A 17498-nucleotide genomic window follows, 5' to 3' on the forward strand; every position below is an offset into this window, starting at 1 on the left:
CTCAGGCGTTCGGGCCGATCACGGCGAGGCCATCGACCGCGACAACGGATTCGCCGCGGCAGATCAGCGGATTGACATCGAGCTCGCGCAGGCGATCGCGGTGGGCACAGGCAAGCGCTGAGATGCGGCTGATCGTGCGCGCGAGCACGCTGCGATCGACCGGCGGCGAGCTGCGAAAGCCGTCCAGGATTGCCACACCGCGAAGCCGGGCGAGCAGACGCAGAGCCTCGTATTCATCGACTGGCGCAAGCGCCGTCACGCTGTCGCGCAGAAGTTCGGTCAGGACCCCGCCGAGGCCGATGACGATCATGGGTCCGAATAGCGGATCATTGTTCACGCCGACGATGATTTCCACGCCCGCCGGGACCATCTCCTGCACGATCACGCCCCGCAGCTGCGCCGTCGGAACCGCTCTGGCGCAGGTCGCCATGATCTGATCGTAGGCTTCACGTACGGCCGTATCGCCCTCGACACTGAGCAACACCCCGCCCGCGTCCGACTTGTGCGCGATGTCAGGGCTGTCGATCTTCATGGCGACCTTGCCGCCGATCGCGCGCGCAGCCTGCACCGCATCAAGCGCCCTGGTGACCGTGATGTCGCGCGACGTCGCAATGCCGTAGATCGCGAGCAGCGCCTTGGTCTCGGTCTCACCGAGCACGGTCTCTTGCGACGGCAGCAGCGCGGCGGCGCGGGCCTTGCGTTCGGCATCGACGACGAACCCGACCGGCAAATGCGCCGCACGTTCGGCCCGCGCCGTCCAGGCAGCGAGCGCCGCGAAGCAGCGGTCCATCGAGCGGAAGATCGCGATGTTGGGATCGCGTTCGATCACCTGGGAACCCGGCCCTTCCAGATATTGCGTCAACCACACCGCACAGATCGGCTTGCCATGTTTGCCGGCGAGCGCGCTGAGATGCGGAAGCCGTTCGGTCGCGGGCCCATAGGCATAAGTACAGCCATAGACCAGTGCGCCGTAACCCGGAGCTGAGAGAAGCGCATCCGCGCAATCCATCAGCGATTCCGAGTCCGAAATCACCTGTGCGGTGACATCGCAGGGATTGCGCGGCGCCCCGAATGGCGGAATGCGCGCCTCCAGCACGGCGCGCACGCGCGGCTCCGGTTGCGGCAGGGGCACGCCATGCTGCTCGGCGCTGTCTGCGCCCATGATCGCGGCACCGCCGGAGCCTGCAAGCACAGCCACACCCTCGGCCTTGGGCCGACAGACCTTGCCGAAAAAGGCGGCGGTCTCGATCAGATCCTCGAAATTGTCGACGACGACCGCGCCGCCACGCTCCAGCAAGGCGCGCCAGGACGCATTCGAGCCGGCGAGCGAGCCGGTATGGGATAGTGCGGCCGCGGCGCCGGTCTCGCCGGTCGCGAGCTTGAACACGACCAGCGGCTTGTCGTTGTCCCAGGCGCGCTCGGCGGCAGCGAGCATCTTCAGGGGATGCGCAACGCCCTCGAACGCACAGGCGATGACGGCGCAGGCCGGATCTTCCGCCAGCGCTGCGATCCAGTCGGCGATGTCGACATCGCCGGAATTGCCCGATGTCAGCACATGGCTGAACGACACGCCGCGCTCGATCGCCTGCGCGAGCGCAAAACCGAGCGCGCCGGACTGGCTGACCAACCCGATCGCGAATGGCGCCAGCGACCGCGTCTCCGGCACCGCCGCAAACGTGATGCGGGCGCCGCTGGTGTAGTTCAGCAACCCGACGCAGTTCGGCCCCAGCAAGCGGAGATTCGCCTCGCGTGCGCGACGCACGATTCGGTTCTGGGTTTCAATCGCCTCATGGGTGCCGATTTCGGCGAAGCCCGAGGCGTAGAGCATGACGCTCGGAACGCCAGCTGCAATGCAGGCCTCGATGATCGGCTCCACGGTTGCCGCTGGTGTCGTGACCACGGCAAGGTCAGGAATCCCCGGCAGCGCGCGCAAGCTCGGATAGCACGGCGCGTCGCCTATCCGGTCGTATTTGTCATTCACCAGAAAGCTGCGGCCGCCGAAAAAGCCCTTCAGATTGGCTGCGGTGCGCGCGCCGAAGGACGCCGGGCGCGGCGAGGCGCCGATGATCGCGACGCTTCCGGGATCGTAGAGCGGCTTCAGTTCAGCGCGGCGATACGGCTCAAGCCGTCCCGGTGACGTCATGACACGGCCGAAGCGTCATGCTTCGCCTTCGCGACCTTGTGCAGATAAGCGAGATAGCCGAACGGGATACGGCTCGCGCCATTGGCCTGGATGACGACCCCGGAAATCCAGGCCGCCTCATCGGAGGCGAGGTAGACACAGAGCGGGCCGATGTCGTCGGGCGTGCCGAGCCGCCCGAGCGGCACGACGTCGATCTGCTTCTGCGCCCGCGGCCCGGACATGAACTCGGAATTGTCCTCGGTGAGCACCAGCCCCGGTGCGATCGCGTTGACGCGGATGCCGAGATGGCCCCATTCCACCGCCATGGTTCCCGTGAGATTGTCGACGCCGGCCTTGGCCGCGCCGTACTGGCCCGTCATGGGGTTGGGCTGCGAGGCGGAGCGCGACGTGATGTTGATGATGGAGCCGCCTGTCGTCATCGCGCGGGCCGCGGCCTGCGCGGCGAAGAAGGTCCATTTCAGATTGAGATCGACGACCCGGTCCCACTGCCCCTCGTCGAGACCGATCAGCGGACCGACATCCTCGCGCGCGGCGCTGCCGGCATTGTTGACCCAGATGTCGAGCCGGCCGAATTCCGACAGCGCACGATCAGCGACGGACTGCGCGGCACCGGGTTGTGCGATATCGTTCGCGAGAACCCGCACATGACCGCCCTGCTCGCGTATTTGGACGGCGGTGGCTTCCAGCGGCGCCGCGGTGCGTCCCGTGCAGATCACGGTCGCGCCCGCCTGCGCCAAAGCGCGGCTGATGCCCTTGCCGATGCCGCGCCCGCCGCCGGTGACCACCGCGACCTTGCCCTTCAGGGAAAACATGAGTCGTTCCTTCGGTTTTCCCCGGAATCAATCGCTGCCGACGAGATCGCCGAAGAGCTGCCACTTGGTTCCCTCGAAACGCATCAGCTGCCATTGCTTGATGGGCGCATAATCGGTCGGCGACGTCGATATCTTGATGCCGGGCAGCAGCGTACCCACCTCGACACCCCCAAGGCTCGCCGCCTGTTTCATGACATTCTCGCGGCTGAGATCGTCGCCGCACTGCTTCAACACCTCGACCAGCAGCAGCGCCGGGTTGTAGCCGTTGATGATCAGCGTGTCGGTACGGTTGGCCTCCGGCAGATATTTGTCGAGGAAAGCGTTCAGCGCCTTGAAGTCCGCATCGTCCTTCCACCTGGCATCGTTGGGATCCTTGAAATAGGTCGCCGAAACGATGCCTTGCGCGTTCTCGAATCCGACCGGCTTGATCACGCTGCCGATCGAAGCTGAGGCAAAGCTCAGAAGCTGGAGCGGCTTCCAGTTCAGCTCGTTGATCTTCTTGATCGCCTGAGCCGCGAATTTCGGCGTTGCCATGTTGAAGAAGACGTCGGCGCCGGCGGCCTTCAGCTTCACGATGTGCGAGTCGATGGTCGGCTCGGTGACGTCGAAGGATTCCTCTGCGACGATCATCGCCTGCGCCTTGTCGCCAAGGCCGGCTTTGATGCCCTTGAGGTAGTCCTTCCCGAAATCGTCGTTCTGATAGAAGATCGCGATCCTGGCGCCCGGCTTCTCCTTCAGGACGTATTTCGCGTAAGCCTTGCCCTCGGTTTCGAGCGAAGGGGCAAAGCCCATGCTCCAGGGAAAGTTTTTCGGATCGTTCCACTTCGCGGCCGCGCTGGAGACGAACAACTGCGGCACCTTTTTCGCGTTGAGATATTTCTGCACGGCGGAGTTGGTGGGCGTGCCAACCGCATTGAACATGAAGAGCACCTCGTCGCTCTCGACGAGCTTGCGGGTCTGCTCCACGGTCTTCGGCGGCGAATAGGCGTCGTCATACGACAGGAACACGATCTTCCGTCCGTTGATGCCGCCTTCCTCGTTGATCTTGCGGAAATAGGCTTCGCCCGTCCTGGCGATCAGACCGAAACCCGAGGCCGGCCCGCTATAGGCCGCGGTGTTGCCGATCTTGATCTCGGTGTCGGTGACGCCGGGACCATATTTCTTCTCGCCGGCCGAAGCCTGGAGGCTGAATGCCAGCAACGCCCCGACCGCGATGATGCCTGCCCTGACCGCCACCTCTTCCCTCCGCAACACTTGTTTCAGTTGTTGGCGAGTTAGCTACCACATCAGTTGCTTGCTGACTAGCAAGTAATTGAGGACGACCCCGCAATGCGGACGGCCATGTGGCCCCGCGCCGCAGCAGCTCGGCCCAGCTTGGAAAGCAATTGATGCAAGGGAACGGCGCCGCTCCCGGCAGACGTCAAGCCTGCCCGGGCAGGACGCGAGCCACGCACCTCAGCGCGCGACTCTCCGAGGAGCAGACCTGGTTCCGGCGCCGGCCCCGGCTTTGGCCTTGCCCGAATTTGCAGGCTTCGAGGTCGGCTCCATCAGGCGGTCGAGGAAGAGTTCGGCGACGAATTCGGCGTCCTCGCCGAGCTTTTTGGTGTCGCCGCTCACCAGTGCCTGGATGCAGATGCCGCTGATCGCGCCCGAAATCGCGCGCACGTTCTGCTCGATATCGACGTCCTTGCGCAGCTCGCCCATCTTGCGCGCCTGCAACAGGTAGGCGCGGAGATTGTCGCGGTAGAGCCCATGCAGCTCGGCGATGCGCGGCTTCAGTTCCGGCACTGTGCCGGTCGAATCCACGATCAGATGGTACAGCGCGATCGCCGAGTCCGGCATGTCGCGCACCGCCTCCATCTGGATCCGGATGCGCTCGGCGAGCGCCGCGCAACCGGTGCGACCGTCGATCCGCCGCTCGACCTGGCGCATGAAGCGGTCCTGGATCGTATCGATCACGGTCTCCAGCAGGTGGAGCTTGGTGCCGAAGCGCTGCACAGGCAGGCCACGGCTGTAGCCGGCCTCGACGCCGATATCGGCGAGGCTCGCACCGGACGTGCCGTGCCGGCCGATCAGCGCCACCGCCGCCCGCAGCATCCGCCGGTCCGACTCCTTGCGCCGCCGCTCCTTGGAGCCGATGGTCGGCGCCGCCTTTTCTGTGTCGCTACCGGCTGCCACGAACCGTCGATTCCCCTCACCCGCGTTGAAGCCGCGGCCACGGTACACGTGGGTATGAGGTTTGTCAGTGGGGTCGGCGGCGCTATCTGCGTGCTGTACGGGAATCGTTGAGCGCAAGGCCGGGCCTCGGCCAGTCCACCGCGATCAGCCGCCCGGTGCCGGACAGCGTGATGAAGGCCGTGCGCATATCCGGGCCGCCGAAGCAGATGTTGGTGCAATAGACCTCGTCGGCTTCGTGGAACTCGATCAGTTTGCCGGCGGGCGAGAGCACGCTGATCCCGCCCCGCACCAGCGTGGCAACGCAGATGTTGCCGCCCTCCTCGACTGCGAGCGAATCGAAGCGCTGATAGCCCGGCAGGCCGTGCAAAAGCCGGCCGCCATTGGGCGACGGCCAGGGATCCTTGGCGACCTCGCCCTCGCCCGTGATGGGATAGCTCCAGATCCGGCTGGTCTCGGTCTCGGACACATAAAGCGTGCGTCCATCCGGTGACAGGCCGACGCCGTTCGGCGTCATGATCGGAAAGATCGCTTCCTTGATCATGGAGCCGTCGGTGCGCGCATAATAGACCGCGCCGCGGTCCATCAGCCGGCCGTAGGTCTTGCCGAGATCGGTGAACCAGAATCCGCCGCTGTCGTCGAAGACGATGTCGTTCGGCCCTTTCAAATGGACGCCGCCGCAACTCTCGTAGAGGGTCTTGACGGCGCCGGTATCGAGATCGACCTGCTCGATGCGTCCTGTCGTGTAGTCTTCGGCGCGGCCGGTCGGGCGGACAAAGTTGCTTGTGTCTCTGTGCCAGGAGAAGCCGCCATTGTTGCAGACATAGCATTTGCCGTCCGGACCGATGGCGGCGCCGTTCGGCCCGCCACCGAGATGCGCGATCACCTCTTTTCGACCCGAAGGAAGCACGCGCGTCAGCCGGCCGCCTTCGATCTCGACGACGATGACGCTGCCGTCGGCGAGCGCGACCGGTCCTTCGGGAAAGGCCAGTCCATTCGCAATCTCTCTGCCCTCAAAGCGCATCGCGTCACTCCATGTTCTTATGCCGGCGCCGGCTGGCCCGCGCCGAGATAGGCCTCGACGACCTCTGCACGGCTTGCCGGCGTGGCAAGATCTGAGGCGCTGCGATGGCCCACGATGGCGCCATTGCGCACGAAATAAAGCTCGTCGGCGACCTTCATCGTCATGCGGAAATTCTGCTCGACCAGCATGATGGCAAGGCCGGTATCCTGCTTGATTGTAACGAGGCGCTCGAATACGCGCCGGATCAGGAGCGGCGCCAATCCCAGCGACGGCTCGTCGAGCAGAAGCAGCCGCGGCGCGCTCATCAGGCCGCGCCCGATCGCGAGCATCTGCTGCTCGCCGCCGCTCAGCATCCAGGCCGGCGACTTCAGGCGGTTGGCAATCTCGGGGAACAGCTCCAGCATGAGATTACGCCGCTGCCGCTGCACGCGCGCATCGAGGAAGAAGCCGCCGAGCAGGAGGTTTTCGGCGACCGTCAGCGAGCCGACGATCTGGCGCCCCTCGGGGACATAGACAATGCCGCGCCGGACGCGATGCCGCGCGGCGAGCGCGCCGATGTCTTCACCGGCAAAGCGCATTTCGCCTGCGGCCGGCACCAGGCCGGCGATGGCCTTGAGCACCGACGACTTGCCCGCGCCGTTGGCGCCGAGCAGTGCCACCACGCCCTTCTCCGGCACGGAAAGATCGACATTTTCGACGACACGCGCCCTGCCGTAGCTGACCGAGAGACCGCGTGCCGAGAACAGCTCAGTCATCGGCATCGTCTCCGAGATAGACACGGATCACGTCGGGATGCGCGCGGATTTCGGCGGGCGTGCCGTCCGCGATCATCTTGCCGAAATTGAGCACGTAGATGTGCTCGCAGAGCTCCATGATCAGGTCCATGTCGTGCTCGACCACGAGGAGCACGAGGTCGGGCCTCATCAGTCGTTTCAAGGCGCGTATCAGATCACGCGTCTCGACGGCGTTCAGTCCCGCGGCCGGCTCGTCGAGCAGGATCGCCCTGGGCTCGCTGGCAATGGCGCGCGCGATCTCGGCGAGGCGCAGCGTCCCCGGCGGCAGATCGGACGGCTTCTGATGGGCGGCGGACGCGATGCCGAGCTCATTCAGCGCCGCCATGGCACGGCGCTCGGTGTCCTGCTGCTCGGCACGCTGCGCCGGCGTCGGCACGAAGGCGCTGAACCAGCCGGACCGCCGCTTGAGGGTGAGACCGACGAGGACGTTTTCCAGCAGCGACAGATCCGGGCACATCGCCAGATTCTGGAAGCTGCGGGTGATGCCGCATCCGGCGCGCTGGGCGGGCCCCATGCCGTCCAGCGGCCTGCCAGCAAAACTGCTGTGGCCGCGCTGGCCGCGATAGAGCCCGGTGAGACAGTTGAACAAGCTGGTCTTGCCCGCGCCATTGGGTCCAATCAGGCCCGTGATGACGCCGGGCCGCAAGGTCAGCGAGACATCGCTGAGAACCTGAAGCCCGCCGAAGCCGAGGGAGATTCCATCGGCGACGAGCCCGCTGCCGGCGGCTACCGTCATCGCGCCCTCCTGCCCGGCACGAAGCGGCGCAGGTCGCCGGCATTCGCGGCCAGCGTGACCGCGACGAGCGCGACGCCATAGAGGATCGGAACCCAGTCGCCGGCCTTCGCCAGATAGGTCGGCACCAGCGTGATGAAGGCGCCGCCGACGAGCGCGGCCGGCAACGACAGCCTGTTCAGGCTGACGACCGAGCCGACCAGCAGGAAGACACCGCTGAAGAAGGTGAAGCTGTTCGGGGAAACGGTCGAGGACGCAAAGCCCGTCAACGCCCCTGCTAGCGAAGCCAGCGCCGCGCTCACCGTGAAGATCGAGATACGCGCCCAGCTCCGCGTGATCCCCATGGCCTCGGCCGCGCGCGGTTGCGCCTGCGCCATCAACAGCGCCAGGCCTTGCGCCGACTTGCGGAAATGCGCGAGCGCCAGACAGACGACAATCAGAACGACGAGAGTCACGTAATAGCGTTGCAACGCCTTCGAGACGCCGGGGACCAGATCCTGCGCGATGTAGAGACCTTCGAAGCCGCCGGTGAACTTCTCGAAGCCGATCAGGATTTCCGGCAGCGCGAGCGCCAGCGCCATGGTCGCCACCGCCAGATAGATTCCGGAGAGCCGGCGGGAGGGGAATGCAAAGATAAAGCCGCCGCCGGCGCCGAGCAGGATCGCCAATGGCAGGCTTACCGCAATGGACAGGCCCAGCCGGTGCTCGACGATTGCAACCGCATAGGCTCCGAGCGCCACGAAGAAACTGTGCCCGATCGACACTTCACCGCCGTACCGCACCAGCATGCTGACGGAGAGAACGGCAACCGCATTCGCAATGCTCAGCGACAGGCTGTAGAGCAGGAAGCCGCCGGCCAGAAGGGGCAGCAGCGCCAGCACCGCGACCAAAGCGAGCACGGACAGCCGCGCGATATCGACGTGACCGCCGCGAGCGGACGCGCTGACCTTGGACGCGTGGGCGAGATCAGACACGGCCACCGATCGCCCTTTCCAGGAGTCCGTTGGGGAAGAAGTTGAGCGTCAGCAGGATCACGCCGAGCAGGAACGTGTTCATGAACTCCGGCGCGACGTAGAACGAGAACAGGTTCATGGCGACGCCGACCAGGATGCCGCCAACGGCGGCGCCCGGCAGACTCGAGAAGCCGCCAACCACGGCCGCGGTAAAAGCCTGCAACATGAAGGACGGAACCGTCGTCGAACTCAGGAACGTCGTCGGCACGATCAGCAGCGCCGCGACGAGGCCGAGGACGGCGCCGGCGAGCCAGGAGAACAGGTGGACGGAGCGCAGGTTCAGCCCGCAGACCTCGCAGGCGAACGGATTGGTCGACACTGCACGGAACGCGACGCCGAGCTTGGTGCGCTCGATGATCACGAACAGGCTGCCGACGATTGCGAGCGTGACGACGAGAACGGCGAGATCATAGGAGGAGACACGGATCGCCCCGAGGCTGAAATTGAAGCGGGGCACCGGGAGGTCGAGATTGACGATGTCGGCACCGAACACGAGCTGCACTGCGCCTTGCAGGATCAGCCCGACGCCGAGCGTTGCGATGGTGGAGGCCAGATCGGACTTGAAGACGATCGGCGCGATCACGGCATAGCTCATGACCGCAATCGCGCAGGCTATGCCGAGCGCCAGCGCCACCGCACTGGCCCAGGACAGGCTGAGCAGGCTGCCGCTGGAGAAGCCAAAGACCACGAACGCGCCGAGACAGGCGAGATTGCCGTGCGAGAAATTCACGACGCGCGAGCTCTTGAACACCATGACAAGGCCGAGCGCGCCGACGCCGTAGAGGCAGCCGGAGATGGTCCCGGACCAGAGCAGCGGCAGAATGTCTCGGATGAATCCCGCCACGCTCACCCCTGCCCTTCGTCCGGCACGCCACCCTGCTCGATGAACTCGATCACGCCGGGGAAATAGCGCCCCGAGAGGCCGTGCCGGCATGCGGCATTGTAGTAGCGGCGCGCAAGCTCGGCGACGCCGGGACGAACGCCGTTGTCGGAAGCGAGCTGAAGCACGTAATCGAGGTCCTTCAGCACGTATTCCGGCGGAAAGGCTTTTGCCGGAAAATTGCGCGGCAGCATCGCCTTGGCGCCGTGATTGCGCAGCACGAAACTATCGCCGGATCCCTTCGACACTGCGCTCAGCAGCGTCTCGGACTTCACACCGGCGCGCTCGCCGACCACCATCATCTCGGCCAGCGCCAGCGTGTGCTCGAACACCAGCGCGTTGTTGATCAGCTTGACGACCTGGCCGCAGCCGACCTCGCCACAATGGGTGACGTCGGACCCGATATAGTCGAGCAGCGGCTTGATCCGCGCGAACACGGCCTCCTCGGCGCCGACCATGATGCTGAGCTCGCCACGCTGCGCGGCCTCTCGCGTGCGCGCCACCGGCGCATCCGCGAAGGCAAAGCCCCTGGCCTTCAGGTGCTCGGACACGCCGCGCGCCAGCGCGACGGGCGTGGTGCTGAGATCGACGATCGTGGCTCCCGGCCGCGCCACCTGCGCGATCGCGGACGAGAGCGCCTCCACCTGAGGTCCGCCCGGCAACGACAGGAAGATGACGTCCGCGACAGCAGCAAGCGCTTCGAGGGAGGCAGCCGCCTCCGCCTTGGTGTCGGACAGCGCGGCGATCGCCGCCGGATCGCGGTCGAGGATCAGCACGCGACCGGCGTGCTTCTTCGCCATATTCCGGCACATCGGACCGCCCATGACGCCGAGCCCAATGAAGCCGATGGTCTGTGCTGCGCTCATGATGTCAATCCATCAACATGCCGCCATTGACGTCGAGCACCGTGCCGGTGATCCAGTTCGACGCCGGCGAACAGAGGAAGAGAATGCTCTGGGCGATATCCTCGGGCTGGCCGAACCGTCCCAGCGGAACGTTGCCGTTCGCCGACGGCGCGGCGCGATCGGTGACGGTCGCCCACATCGGCGTCTCGACCGGACCGGGCGCGATGATGTTGGCATAGACACCCTTGGCCGCGCCGTTCTTGGCGACCCATTTCATCAGGCCGTGCACGGCCGATTTCGCCGCAACATAGGCGGGCCCCGAGGCGACGCCGCCGATCTTGGCGGCTATCGAACCCAGCGCCACGATCTTGCCGAAGCCGCGTTCGGCCATGACAGGATAGAGCTTGCGGACGGGATTGACCGTGCCCATCAGGTTAACGGCGAGGATCTTCTCCCATTCCTCGTCGGTCGACTGCGCCAACGGCGTGTTGGCAATCGTGCCGGCGCAGAGCACCAGGATGTCGATCTTGCCGCGCGCCTTCAGCTCGTCGTCGATCAGCTTTTCGGTCGCCGCGCGATCCGTCACGTCGCAGCGACGATAGCTCGCTCGTTCGGGAAACTTGCCGCCGTCCTCGACGATGTCGGTGGCGATGACGTCGGCGCCTGCCGCGCAGAACGCGGCGACGACGGCGCGGCCGATGCCGCCGGCGGCTCCCGTGATGAGGGCGGTTTGTCCGTCGAGACGCGAGGGCCCGCTCAAGGGCGATCCAGCCATGTCCTACTTTCCTTGTTTTTCTTGGTAGCTAACACGAGCAGCGGGCGGCCGTGTCTTGCGGCCACCCGCTGAAACGAAGGGCTCAGGCCGGCTTGGCGTCGAAGGCCACCGCCGGATAGGGCTTGAAGTCGCGCACCATGACGAACGAACCCTGCGCTTGCAGGATCGCTTCCTGGCGCGTGCCGCGGTGGTCCGCGCCAGTGAAGGTGACCTTGCGCGCGCCACCGACCGAGGCATTGCTCAGCGTATTGCCCGCCTCGATCAGATTGGCACGCGTGATCGGCTTGCCGCTGTCGACCAATGCGCCAAAGATGCTGCCGAACAGCGCGGCATTGCTCCAGCCATTGAGGCCAAACACGCCGACCGGATCGTTCGGATAGTATTTTGATATGGCTTCCCGATAGGCCTTGATCTCGGGCTCGCCACTGTCGACCGGGAGCAGCCACGAGGAGAAGTAGACGCCGTTGAGAAGGTCGCCGGTCAGCTTGTAGGTGGCGGGATCGGCGGTGAAGAAGGGCGCGAACCAGGTGAGCTTGACGCCCTGGCGGTCGGCCGCCTTCAGCGCGGCCGCGAGATTGGCGTTGGATCCGAACAGGATCGCAGCCTGGGCTTCGGAGTTGGCGACACGACGGATGTGCGGCGTGAAGTCGGTGGTCTTCACCTCGAACGGAACCGACTCCGCCGCCGTGAGCTTGTTGGCCTCCATGAAGAGATCGAAGCCGCGCTTGGCGGAGCGGCCGAGTTCGTCGTTCTCCCACAGCAGCGCGATCTTCTTCAGCTTGAGATCGTTGACGGCGAACTCGGCATTCGAGGCCGCCGACCAGCCGTAGTCGGGCAACAGCGGAAAGATGTTCGGCTCGGCGAAGAAGGCGCTGGCGCCGCCGATCGGCCCGATCATCGCAAGGCCGTTTTCCTTGGCATAGGGAATGACGGCGACGTTGGTGGCTGTCCCAACCGCAGCCACGAGCGCAAAAATATGGTTGTCCTCGACGAGGCGTCTGACGGCGGCGACGCTGCGGGCGGGATCGTATCCGTCATCGAGCGTCACATAGTTGATCTTCCAGCCCTTGATGCCGCCGGCCTCGTTGACGCTCTTGAAATAGGCGTCCGCCGCGTGAGTCAGGATCGCGTAAAAGGGGACCGGCCCGGTGACCGGCGTAAACCCGCCGATGGTGATGGTCTTGGCGGCGGCATCTACGCCGATCTCGTCGGCGAGCAGCGACGAGCCGGGATAGGCCGATGCCAGCGCAGCGGCGCCCGACAGCTTGAGAAAGTCGCGCCTCTTCATCACAGGCCCTCCCCGATATTTGTTTTTCTCCGATCATCTTTAGAAGGAGGAACTTGGTCGGTCAATAGAAAATGCATTATGCATTATGTACCAATAGATGCCTCGCTGGCCAGGATCAGCTCGGCGCGGCGGATGACCGGAGCATCGATCATCTTGCCATCCAGCGCCACCGCCGCGCCGCCTGCGCTTTCGGCGACCTCCATCACGCGCCGGGCCCATTTGAGTTCGTCGGCGGTGGGCAGAAAGGCATCGTTGACCAGCTTGACCTGCGCCGGATGGATGCAGAGCTTGGCCCCAAAGCCCAGCGCCCTGGCGCGACCGACCGCCGCCCCGAAGGCCGCAGGATCCGTCCAATTGGTCGTCACTCCGTCGACCGGCGCTGCCAATCCAGCCAACCGCGACTCCAGAACGATCTGCAGGCGCACCGGATCGAGTTCCTGCGCAGTCTCGGTCACGCCGGCATCGATGCCGAAGTCGAGATTGCCGAAAGCCAATTGCGATACCAGGCCGCTGTTGCCGATGCTCCGCAACTCCGCATATCCCCTGACCGTTTCGATGAGAGCGATGATCCGGCAGGACTGGTCCAGCAATCCGACCAGGCGATTGAGCGATCCGGGCTCGGCCTTCGGCAACATCAGCTTGGTCACACCGGCGCGGCGGACCATGTCCATGTCGGCAGCGAAGAACGGGCTATCCGCGCCATTCACGCGCACGATGGCACCATTCCGCCCCGCCCATTGCGCGATGGCACCGCGCGCCGTCCCCTTGTCGGCCGGCGCCACCGCGTCCTCGAGATCAAGGATGATTTGGTGGGCGCCGGACGCGACAGCTTTGTCGAAACGCTCGGGCCGGTTGGCGGGCACAAACAGGAAAGAGCGGGATAAAGCGCTGGACATTCGACACCAACCTCAATTATGCATTATGCATTATCGTTTGTATTTCTATCCTCCCTGGAAGACCGCGTCTATGGTAGTCGCGGGCAAATCAGGCGGGGGCAGCGGCATCCAATGGAATATCGGACGAAAGAGGAGCAGGTCGCCGACTATCTCCGCGAGGGCATCATCTCGGGGCGGCTGCCGCGTGGCGCCCGGCTGAAGCAGACCGAAATCGCGCAGGAGCTCAAGATCAGCATCACGCCGGTTCGCGAGGCGCTGAAGCTGCTCGAGGCGGAAGGCTATCTCGCGAGCGACTCCTACCGCGGCGCGACCGTGGCGCCGTTCGACGTCGAGGCTTCCACCGAGATCCTGAAGCTCCGCATCACGCTCGAGACCCAGCTGGTCGAAAGTGCGGTGCGCAACATCACCGCCGAGGAGATCTCGGAGTTGCGCGAGCTGGCGCGGCAATTCGAGGAGGCTGCGCTCGCCGATGACAGCACGTCCGCGCGCGGCATCAACTATCGCTTCCATCGCCGCATGTACGACTTCGCGCGGCTGCCGAAGACGCTGCATTTCGTGCAGGTGTTGTGGGCGCAATATCCGTTCGACGTCATCAACCGCATCGGCGGCCGGGCGCTCCGCGCCGCCAGGGAGCACAACGACCTCCTGAAGAACGTGATCGAGGGCGACGCCGTAAGCGCCATGCTGACGATGCGGCAGCACATCGAGACCGGCTGGACCGAGCTGCGCAACAGCATGCCGGCAAGGTCCGAAAATCCCGTCAAATCCAAGAGTCCTGAGAACAAGAGTCCTGAGAACAAGAGTCCTGAGAACAAGAGCTCTGAGAAGGAGACGCTATGAAACCAATGCTGCTCGTGATGGACATGCTGAACGACCTCGTCCACGAGAACGGCGCGGGGGCCAAGACCTACGTTCCGCTGATGAAAGAGCGTGACGTGCTCGGCCGCACCAGGGCGGTGATCGCGAAAGCGCGCACGGCCGGCGTGCTGATCGGCTATGTCCGCGTCGGATTCTCGCCCGACTATCAGGAGTGCCCGCCCAATTCGCCGATCTTCTCGCGCGCCAAAGGCGCCGGCCTGTTCAAGCTCGGCACCTGGGGCACCGAGGTGCATCCCGATCTCAAGCCGGAGACCGGCGATTGCGACATCGTCAAGCATCGGGTCAGCCCGTTCTACGGGACGTCGCTGGAGCCGATCCTGCGCGCCCAGGGCGTGACCGACCTGATCCTGACCGGCGTCTCCACCAACGGCGTGGTGCACACCGGCGCCCGTGAAGCGCACGACCGCGACTATGCCTGCACGGTGCTGGAAGACTGCTGCGCCGGCGGAACAACCGACGAGCACGACAGCGCGCTGCGCTGCCTCGCCCGCTTCGCCGCCATCAAGACCAGCGCGGATGTGAACTTCGGGTAAGCCACCCTCGCCCGCTCCTCGCGAGGCGAAGAAGCTACGTCCCCAGCCAGCGCGGATTGATCGCCTGCTGGTAGGTGACGCCGCGCACGGCGTCGCTGAATTTCAGCTCGAACTCGATGTTGTGCGCGAACTGCTGCTCCGACAGCGTCGGCGGCACCGAAACGGTCATGCGCTGGTCCGACACCGTGCGCTTGATCAGTGCCACGTCGGTCTGCTGAAAATAGCGATCGTGCAACACCTGGCCGGCCGCATCGGGATCGTTGCGGATCAACTCCGATCCCCTGGTCATGCCACGAACGAGCGATGCAACCACATCCGGGTTCTTGTCGAGGAAATCCGGCCGGCCGCACAGCACGGTGTAGAGAAAGTTCTCGATGCCGGGCACTTCGCCGTGCGACGGGCGCGCGGCCCAGACCGCAAGGCCATCCTCCACCGCCTGGTTGTTGGCAGGCGCCGTGGTGTTGAAGCCGTCGATCTGGCCGGAGCGCAGCGCCAGATACATCTTGTCGAGCTTGACCACTGTAAGGCTGACATCCTTCTCGGGATCGAGCCCACCGAGCGACAACAGGTAGCGCCAGATCTTGTCGGTGCCGCTGCCGCGACCGGAGATCGCAAGCGTCAGGCCCTTCATGCGGGCCATGCGCTCCTTCAGCGGCATCTCCGGGGCAAGACCGATCTTCTCCGCCGTTTTCCGGCTGACGACGGCATCGCTCGCATATTGCGACATCAGTGGCGCGAAGGTGTTGATCTTCTGGCCCTTGGCAACCGCCAGGATCGCGTCGCTCATGACGAGACCGGCGACGTCGACGCTGCCACCGAGGATCGCCGCCATGCTGTTGGTGCCGCTGCCGGTATCGATCAGGGAGACGTCGAGGCCGGCATCCTTCATGAAGCCCGCCGCTGTCGCCACCAAGAGCGGCAGATAGGCGAATGTGTAGCCGCCGATCGCGATCGTGACCGGCTTGCCGCCCGCACCTTGCGCCAGGCCTCGTGTGACTGAGCCGGCCAGCGCGCCTCCGGCCATACCGCCCAGCATCGTCCGACGTGTGATCATGGTCTCCTCCCATTATTCTTGTTTTGGCAAAGGCTCCTCAGCGCCAGCGGAAGATCCAGCTCTCCAGCCGTCCGAGCGCTTCGTTCAGCAGCGTGGTGACGACCATCAGTGCAAACAGCGCGGCGAACACACCGGCGGTGTCGAGCTGCCCCGCCGAGTTCTGCGTGAGGTAGCCAATGCCGGCATTGGAGGCCATCATCTCGGCCGCAACCGCGCCAACGAAGCCGTAGGGCAGGCCGAGCTTCAGGCCGGTGAACAGCCAGGGCAATGCCGACGGAAAGATCACCATGCGCTGGACCGCAAATTTGCCGCCGCCCATGGTGCGGAGCGCATCGACCATTTTGTGATCGACTTCCCGCACGCCGCGCAAGGTCGAGAAGAACACCAGGAAGAAGACGCTGATCGCGGCCAGCACGATCTTGGGCGCGAGCCCGATGCCGAACCACATGATGAAGAGCGGCGCGAGCGCGACCTTCGGCACGCCGTACACTGCCGTGACGAACGGATCGACCGTGCGATGCAGGGTGTCGCTCGCCCCGATCAGCAATGCGAACAGGACGCCTGCGGTCGCGCCCAGCACGAAGCCGGCGGCGGTTTCCTTGAAGGTGATCATCAGGTGATAGGCGAGCTGGCCGCTCGCGGTCCATGCCACCAGCGTCTTGAACACGGCGGCCGGGCTGCTCACCCAGAACGGATCGAGCAGCGGGCCTGACGCGGCCTGCCAGGCCGTCAACATCGCAACCACTGAGATCGCGCGATAGAGCCACACGCGGCTGGATAGGCTCAGGGCCGGTTCGGCCTGCGTCTCGGACAACACTTGCGTGCTCATGAGGGTCGCCTCGCCGGTGCTTCGAGGGCGGCCCAGAGCCGCCGGTAATGCTCTTCGAATGCTGGATGGAAGCGCACCTCGTGCACCTCGCGCGGCCTCGGAATGGCGATCGGCTCGTCGAGCCTGATCTGGCAGGGGCGTGACGAAAACACCAGGACACGATCGGCAAGCGTGATCGCTTCGACGATGTCGTGGGTCACGAACACCACCGTCTTGCGTCGCGCCGACCACAGCTTCAAAAGCTCGGCCTGGAGCACCAGCTTGAGCTGGGCGTCGAGCGGCCCGAACGGCTCGTCCATCAGCAGCACCGGCGGATCGTAGATCAGCGTGCGCGCCAGCATGGCGCGCTTGCGCATGCCGCCGGAGAGTTGGCTCGGATAATGCCGCTCAAAGCCCTCGAGGCCGACCTGCGCAATGAGGTCGCGCACGCGCAGGGCGGTCTCCGTGCGATCGATGTTGCGCAGCTCCAGCGGGACCGCGATGTTCTGCTCCACTGTCCGCCACGGCAGCAGGCTGTCATGCTGCGTCAGATAACCGATTCCCGTATTGACGGCCGCAACCGGCGCGCCCTGACACAAGACCGAACCTGCGGTCGGCTGATCGAGGCCGGCAAGCAAATTCAGGACCGTCGACTTTCCGGATCCACTCGGGCCGACGATGGCGAGAAATTCGCCGTTCTGAAGCGAGAAGTTCAGTCCGCTCAAGACGTCGACCCGGCCATTGCGCGAGCTGAAGGTCTTGCCGACGCCGCGCAACTCGACCGCGGGCGCGCACCGCGCCTCGCAATCTTGCGCAGGGACAACAGACAGGTGCGCCGATCTCATC

At 65.1% G+C, this 17498-nt stretch carries 18 protein-coding genes; 2 read left to right on the forward strand and 16 right to left on the reverse strand.

What is annotated here, in order from left to right; translation table 11 throughout:
- Position 1: 1 nt before the first annotated feature.
- The 13 genes from PMI42_RS35485 to PMI42_RS35545 all read right to left on the reverse strand — a co-directional run bounded on the left by PMI42_RS35485 (position 2) and on the right by PMI42_RS35545 (position 13378).
- A complete protein-coding gene (locus PMI42_RS35485; protein ID WP_008144349.1) occupies positions 2 to 2143 on the reverse strand; it encodes an acetate--CoA ligase family protein in 2142 nt (713 codons plus the stop codon).
- A complete protein-coding gene (locus tag PMI42_RS35490) occupies positions 2140 to 2955 on the reverse strand; it encodes an SDR family NAD(P)-dependent oxidoreductase (RefSeq protein ID WP_008144352.1) in 816 nt (271 codons plus the stop codon). The genes PMI42_RS35485 and PMI42_RS35490 overlap by 4 nt, the downstream gene beginning before the upstream one ends.
- 27 nt (positions 2956 to 2982) lie before the next feature.
- Positions 2983 to 4191 (reverse strand): ABC transporter substrate-binding protein, encoded by a 1209-nt coding sequence (locus PMI42_RS35495; RefSeq protein ID WP_008144354.1) that lies wholly within the window; start codon positions 4189 to 4191, stop codon positions 2983 to 2985.
- Positions 4192 to 4410: 219 nt separating this feature from the next.
- On the reverse strand, positions 4411 to 5133 hold the full coding sequence (locus tag PMI42_RS35500) for a TetR/AcrR family transcriptional regulator (protein ID WP_202802815.1): 723 nt from the start codon (positions 5131 to 5133) through the stop codon (positions 4411 to 4413).
- 82 nt (positions 5134 to 5215) lie between these two features.
- Entirely contained in the window at positions 5216 to 6154 is a 939-nt protein-coding gene (locus PMI42_RS35505; protein ID WP_008144359.1) for an SMP-30/gluconolactonase/LRE family protein, read from the reverse strand.
- Positions 6155 to 6171: 17 nt separating this feature from the next.
- The gene (locus tag PMI42_RS35510; RefSeq protein WP_008144362.1) at positions 6172 to 6909 is read right to left on the reverse strand and encodes an ABC transporter ATP-binding protein; all 738 of its coding nucleotides are present in this window, start codon (positions 6907 to 6909) and stop codon (positions 6172 to 6174) included.
- Positions 6902 to 7684, reverse strand: a complete 783-nt coding sequence (locus PMI42_RS35515; RefSeq protein WP_008144364.1) for an ABC transporter ATP-binding protein — start codon at positions 7682 to 7684, stop codon at positions 6902 to 6904. The genes PMI42_RS35510 and PMI42_RS35515 overlap by 8 nt, the downstream gene beginning before the upstream one ends.
- Entirely contained in the window at positions 7681 to 8655 is a 975-nt protein-coding gene (locus PMI42_RS35520; RefSeq protein ID WP_157195878.1) for a branched-chain amino acid ABC transporter permease, read from the reverse strand. Before PMI42_RS35520 ends, PMI42_RS35515 begins: the two co-directional genes overlap by 4 nt.
- Entirely contained in the window at positions 8648 to 9538 is an 891-nt protein-coding gene (locus PMI42_RS35525) for a branched-chain amino acid ABC transporter permease (RefSeq protein ID WP_202802816.1), read from the reverse strand. The genes PMI42_RS35520 and PMI42_RS35525 overlap by 8 nt, the downstream gene beginning before the upstream one ends.
- 2 nt (positions 9539 to 9540) lie before the next feature.
- On the reverse strand, positions 9541 to 10440 hold the full coding sequence (locus PMI42_RS35530; RefSeq protein WP_008144370.1) for an NAD(P)-dependent oxidoreductase: 900 nt from the start codon (positions 10438 to 10440) through the stop codon (positions 9541 to 9543).
- 4 nt (positions 10441 to 10444) lie between these two features.
- Positions 10445 to 11194 carry an SDR family NAD(P)-dependent oxidoreductase gene (locus tag PMI42_RS35535; protein ID WP_008144373.1) on the reverse strand — a complete coding sequence of 250 codons (750 nt, stop codon included), beginning with the start codon at positions 11192 to 11194 and terminating at the stop codon, positions 10445 to 10447.
- Positions 11195 to 11276: 82 nt separating this feature from the next.
- Positions 11277 to 12482, reverse strand: coding sequence for an ABC transporter substrate-binding protein (locus PMI42_RS35540; RefSeq protein WP_008144375.1), 1206 nt, complete (start codon positions 12480 to 12482; stop codon positions 11277 to 11279).
- Positions 12483 to 12565: 83 nt separating this feature from the next.
- Positions 12566 to 13378, reverse strand: coding sequence for an HpcH/HpaI aldolase/citrate lyase family protein (locus PMI42_RS35545; RefSeq protein ID WP_008144379.1), 813 nt, complete (start codon positions 13376 to 13378; stop codon positions 12566 to 12568).
- Positions 13379 to 13489: 111 nt separating this feature from the next.
- On the opposite strand from PMI42_RS35545, the gene PMI42_RS35550 reads away from it, so the two are divergent.
- Together PMI42_RS35550 and PMI42_RS35555 are read left to right on the forward strand one after the other, a co-directional pair.
- The gene (locus PMI42_RS35550; RefSeq protein ID WP_008144382.1) at positions 13490 to 14218 is read left to right on the forward strand and encodes a GntR family transcriptional regulator; all 729 of its coding nucleotides are present in this window, start codon (positions 13490 to 13492) and stop codon (positions 14216 to 14218) included.
- Positions 14215 to 14790 carry a cysteine hydrolase family protein gene (locus PMI42_RS35555; RefSeq protein ID WP_008144384.1) on the forward strand — a complete coding sequence of 192 codons (576 nt, stop codon included), beginning with the start codon at positions 14215 to 14217 and terminating at the stop codon, positions 14788 to 14790. Before PMI42_RS35550 ends, PMI42_RS35555 begins: the two co-directional genes overlap by 4 nt.
- 34 nt (positions 14791 to 14824) lie before the next feature.
- Here PMI42_RS35555 and PMI42_RS35560 read toward each other — a convergent pair whose 3' ends face one another.
- Genes PMI42_RS35560 through PMI42_RS35570 form a run of 3 tightly spaced genes read right to left on the reverse strand, consistent with a single transcriptional unit; the run spans position 14825 to position 17497 of the window.
- Positions 14825 to 15844: an ABC transporter substrate-binding protein gene (locus PMI42_RS35560; RefSeq protein WP_008144386.1), complete on the reverse strand. Its 1020-nt coding sequence runs from the start codon at positions 15842 to 15844 to the stop codon at positions 14825 to 14827.
- Between the two features lie 37 nt (positions 15845 to 15881).
- Positions 15882 to 16673, reverse strand: coding sequence for an ABC transporter permease (locus PMI42_RS35565; RefSeq protein WP_008144388.1), 792 nt, complete (start codon positions 16671 to 16673; stop codon positions 15882 to 15884).
- A complete protein-coding gene (locus tag PMI42_RS35570) occupies positions 16670 to 17497 on the reverse strand; it encodes an ABC transporter ATP-binding protein (protein WP_008144390.1) in 828 nt (275 codons plus the stop codon). The genes PMI42_RS35565 and PMI42_RS35570 overlap by 4 nt, the downstream gene beginning before the upstream one ends.
- Position 17498 lies beyond the last annotated feature (1 nt).

Origin of the sequence: Bradyrhizobium sp. YR681 (assembly GCF_000282615.1) — a bacterium.
Taxonomy (GTDB): Bacteria; Pseudomonadota; Alphaproteobacteria; order Rhizobiales; family Xanthobacteraceae; genus Bradyrhizobium.

Coding starts and splice junctions, on each gene's coding strand:
- PMI42_RS35485 (WP_008144349.1), bottom strand. CDS start 2,143: ATGACGTCACCGGGACGGCTTGAGCCGTATCGCCGCGCTGAACTGAAG.
- PMI42_RS35490 (WP_008144352.1), bottom strand. CDS start 2,955: ATGTTTTCCCTGAAGGGCAAGGTCGCGGTGGTCACCGGCGGCGGGCGC.
- PMI42_RS35505 (WP_008144359.1), bottom strand. CDS start 6,154: ATGCGCTTTGAGGGCAGAGAGATTGCGAATGGACTGGCCTTTCCCGAA.
- PMI42_RS35510 (WP_008144362.1), bottom strand. CDS start 6,909: ATGACTGAGCTGTTCTCGGCACGCGGTCTCTCGGTCAGCTACGGCAGG.
- PMI42_RS35515 (WP_008144364.1), bottom strand. CDS start 7,684: ATGACGGTAGCCGCCGGCAGCGGGCTCGTCGCCGATGGAATCTCCCTC.
- PMI42_RS35530 (WP_008144370.1), bottom strand. CDS start 10,440: ATGAGCGCAGCACAGACCATCGGCTTCATTGGGCTCGGCGTCATGGGC.
- PMI42_RS35535 (WP_008144373.1), bottom strand. CDS start 11,194: ATGGCTGGATCGCCCTTGAGCGGGCCCTCGCGTCTCGACGGACAAACC.
- PMI42_RS35540 (WP_008144375.1), bottom strand. CDS start 12,482: ATGAAGAGGCGCGACTTTCTCAAGCTGTCGGGCGCCGCTGCGCTGGCA.
- PMI42_RS35545 (WP_008144379.1), bottom strand. CDS start 13,378: ATGTCCAGCGCTTTATCCCGCTCTTTCCTGTTTGTGCCCGCCAACCGG.
- PMI42_RS35550 (WP_008144382.1), top strand. CDS start 13,490: ATGGAATATCGGACGAAAGAGGAGCAGGTCGCCGACTATCTCCGCGAG.
- PMI42_RS35555 (WP_008144384.1), top strand. CDS start 14,215: ATGAAACCAATGCTGCTCGTGATGGACATGCTGAACGACCTCGTCCAC.
- PMI42_RS35560 (WP_008144386.1), bottom strand. CDS start 15,844: ATGATCACACGTCGGACGATGCTGGGCGGTATGGCCGGAGGCGCGCTG.
- PMI42_RS35565 (WP_008144388.1), bottom strand. CDS start 16,673: ATGAGCACGCAAGTGTTGTCCGAGACGCAGGCCGAACCGGCCCTGAGC.
- PMI42_RS35570 (WP_008144390.1), bottom strand. CDS start 17,497: ATGAGATCGGCGCACCTGTCTGTTGTCCCTGCGCAAGATTGCGAGGCG.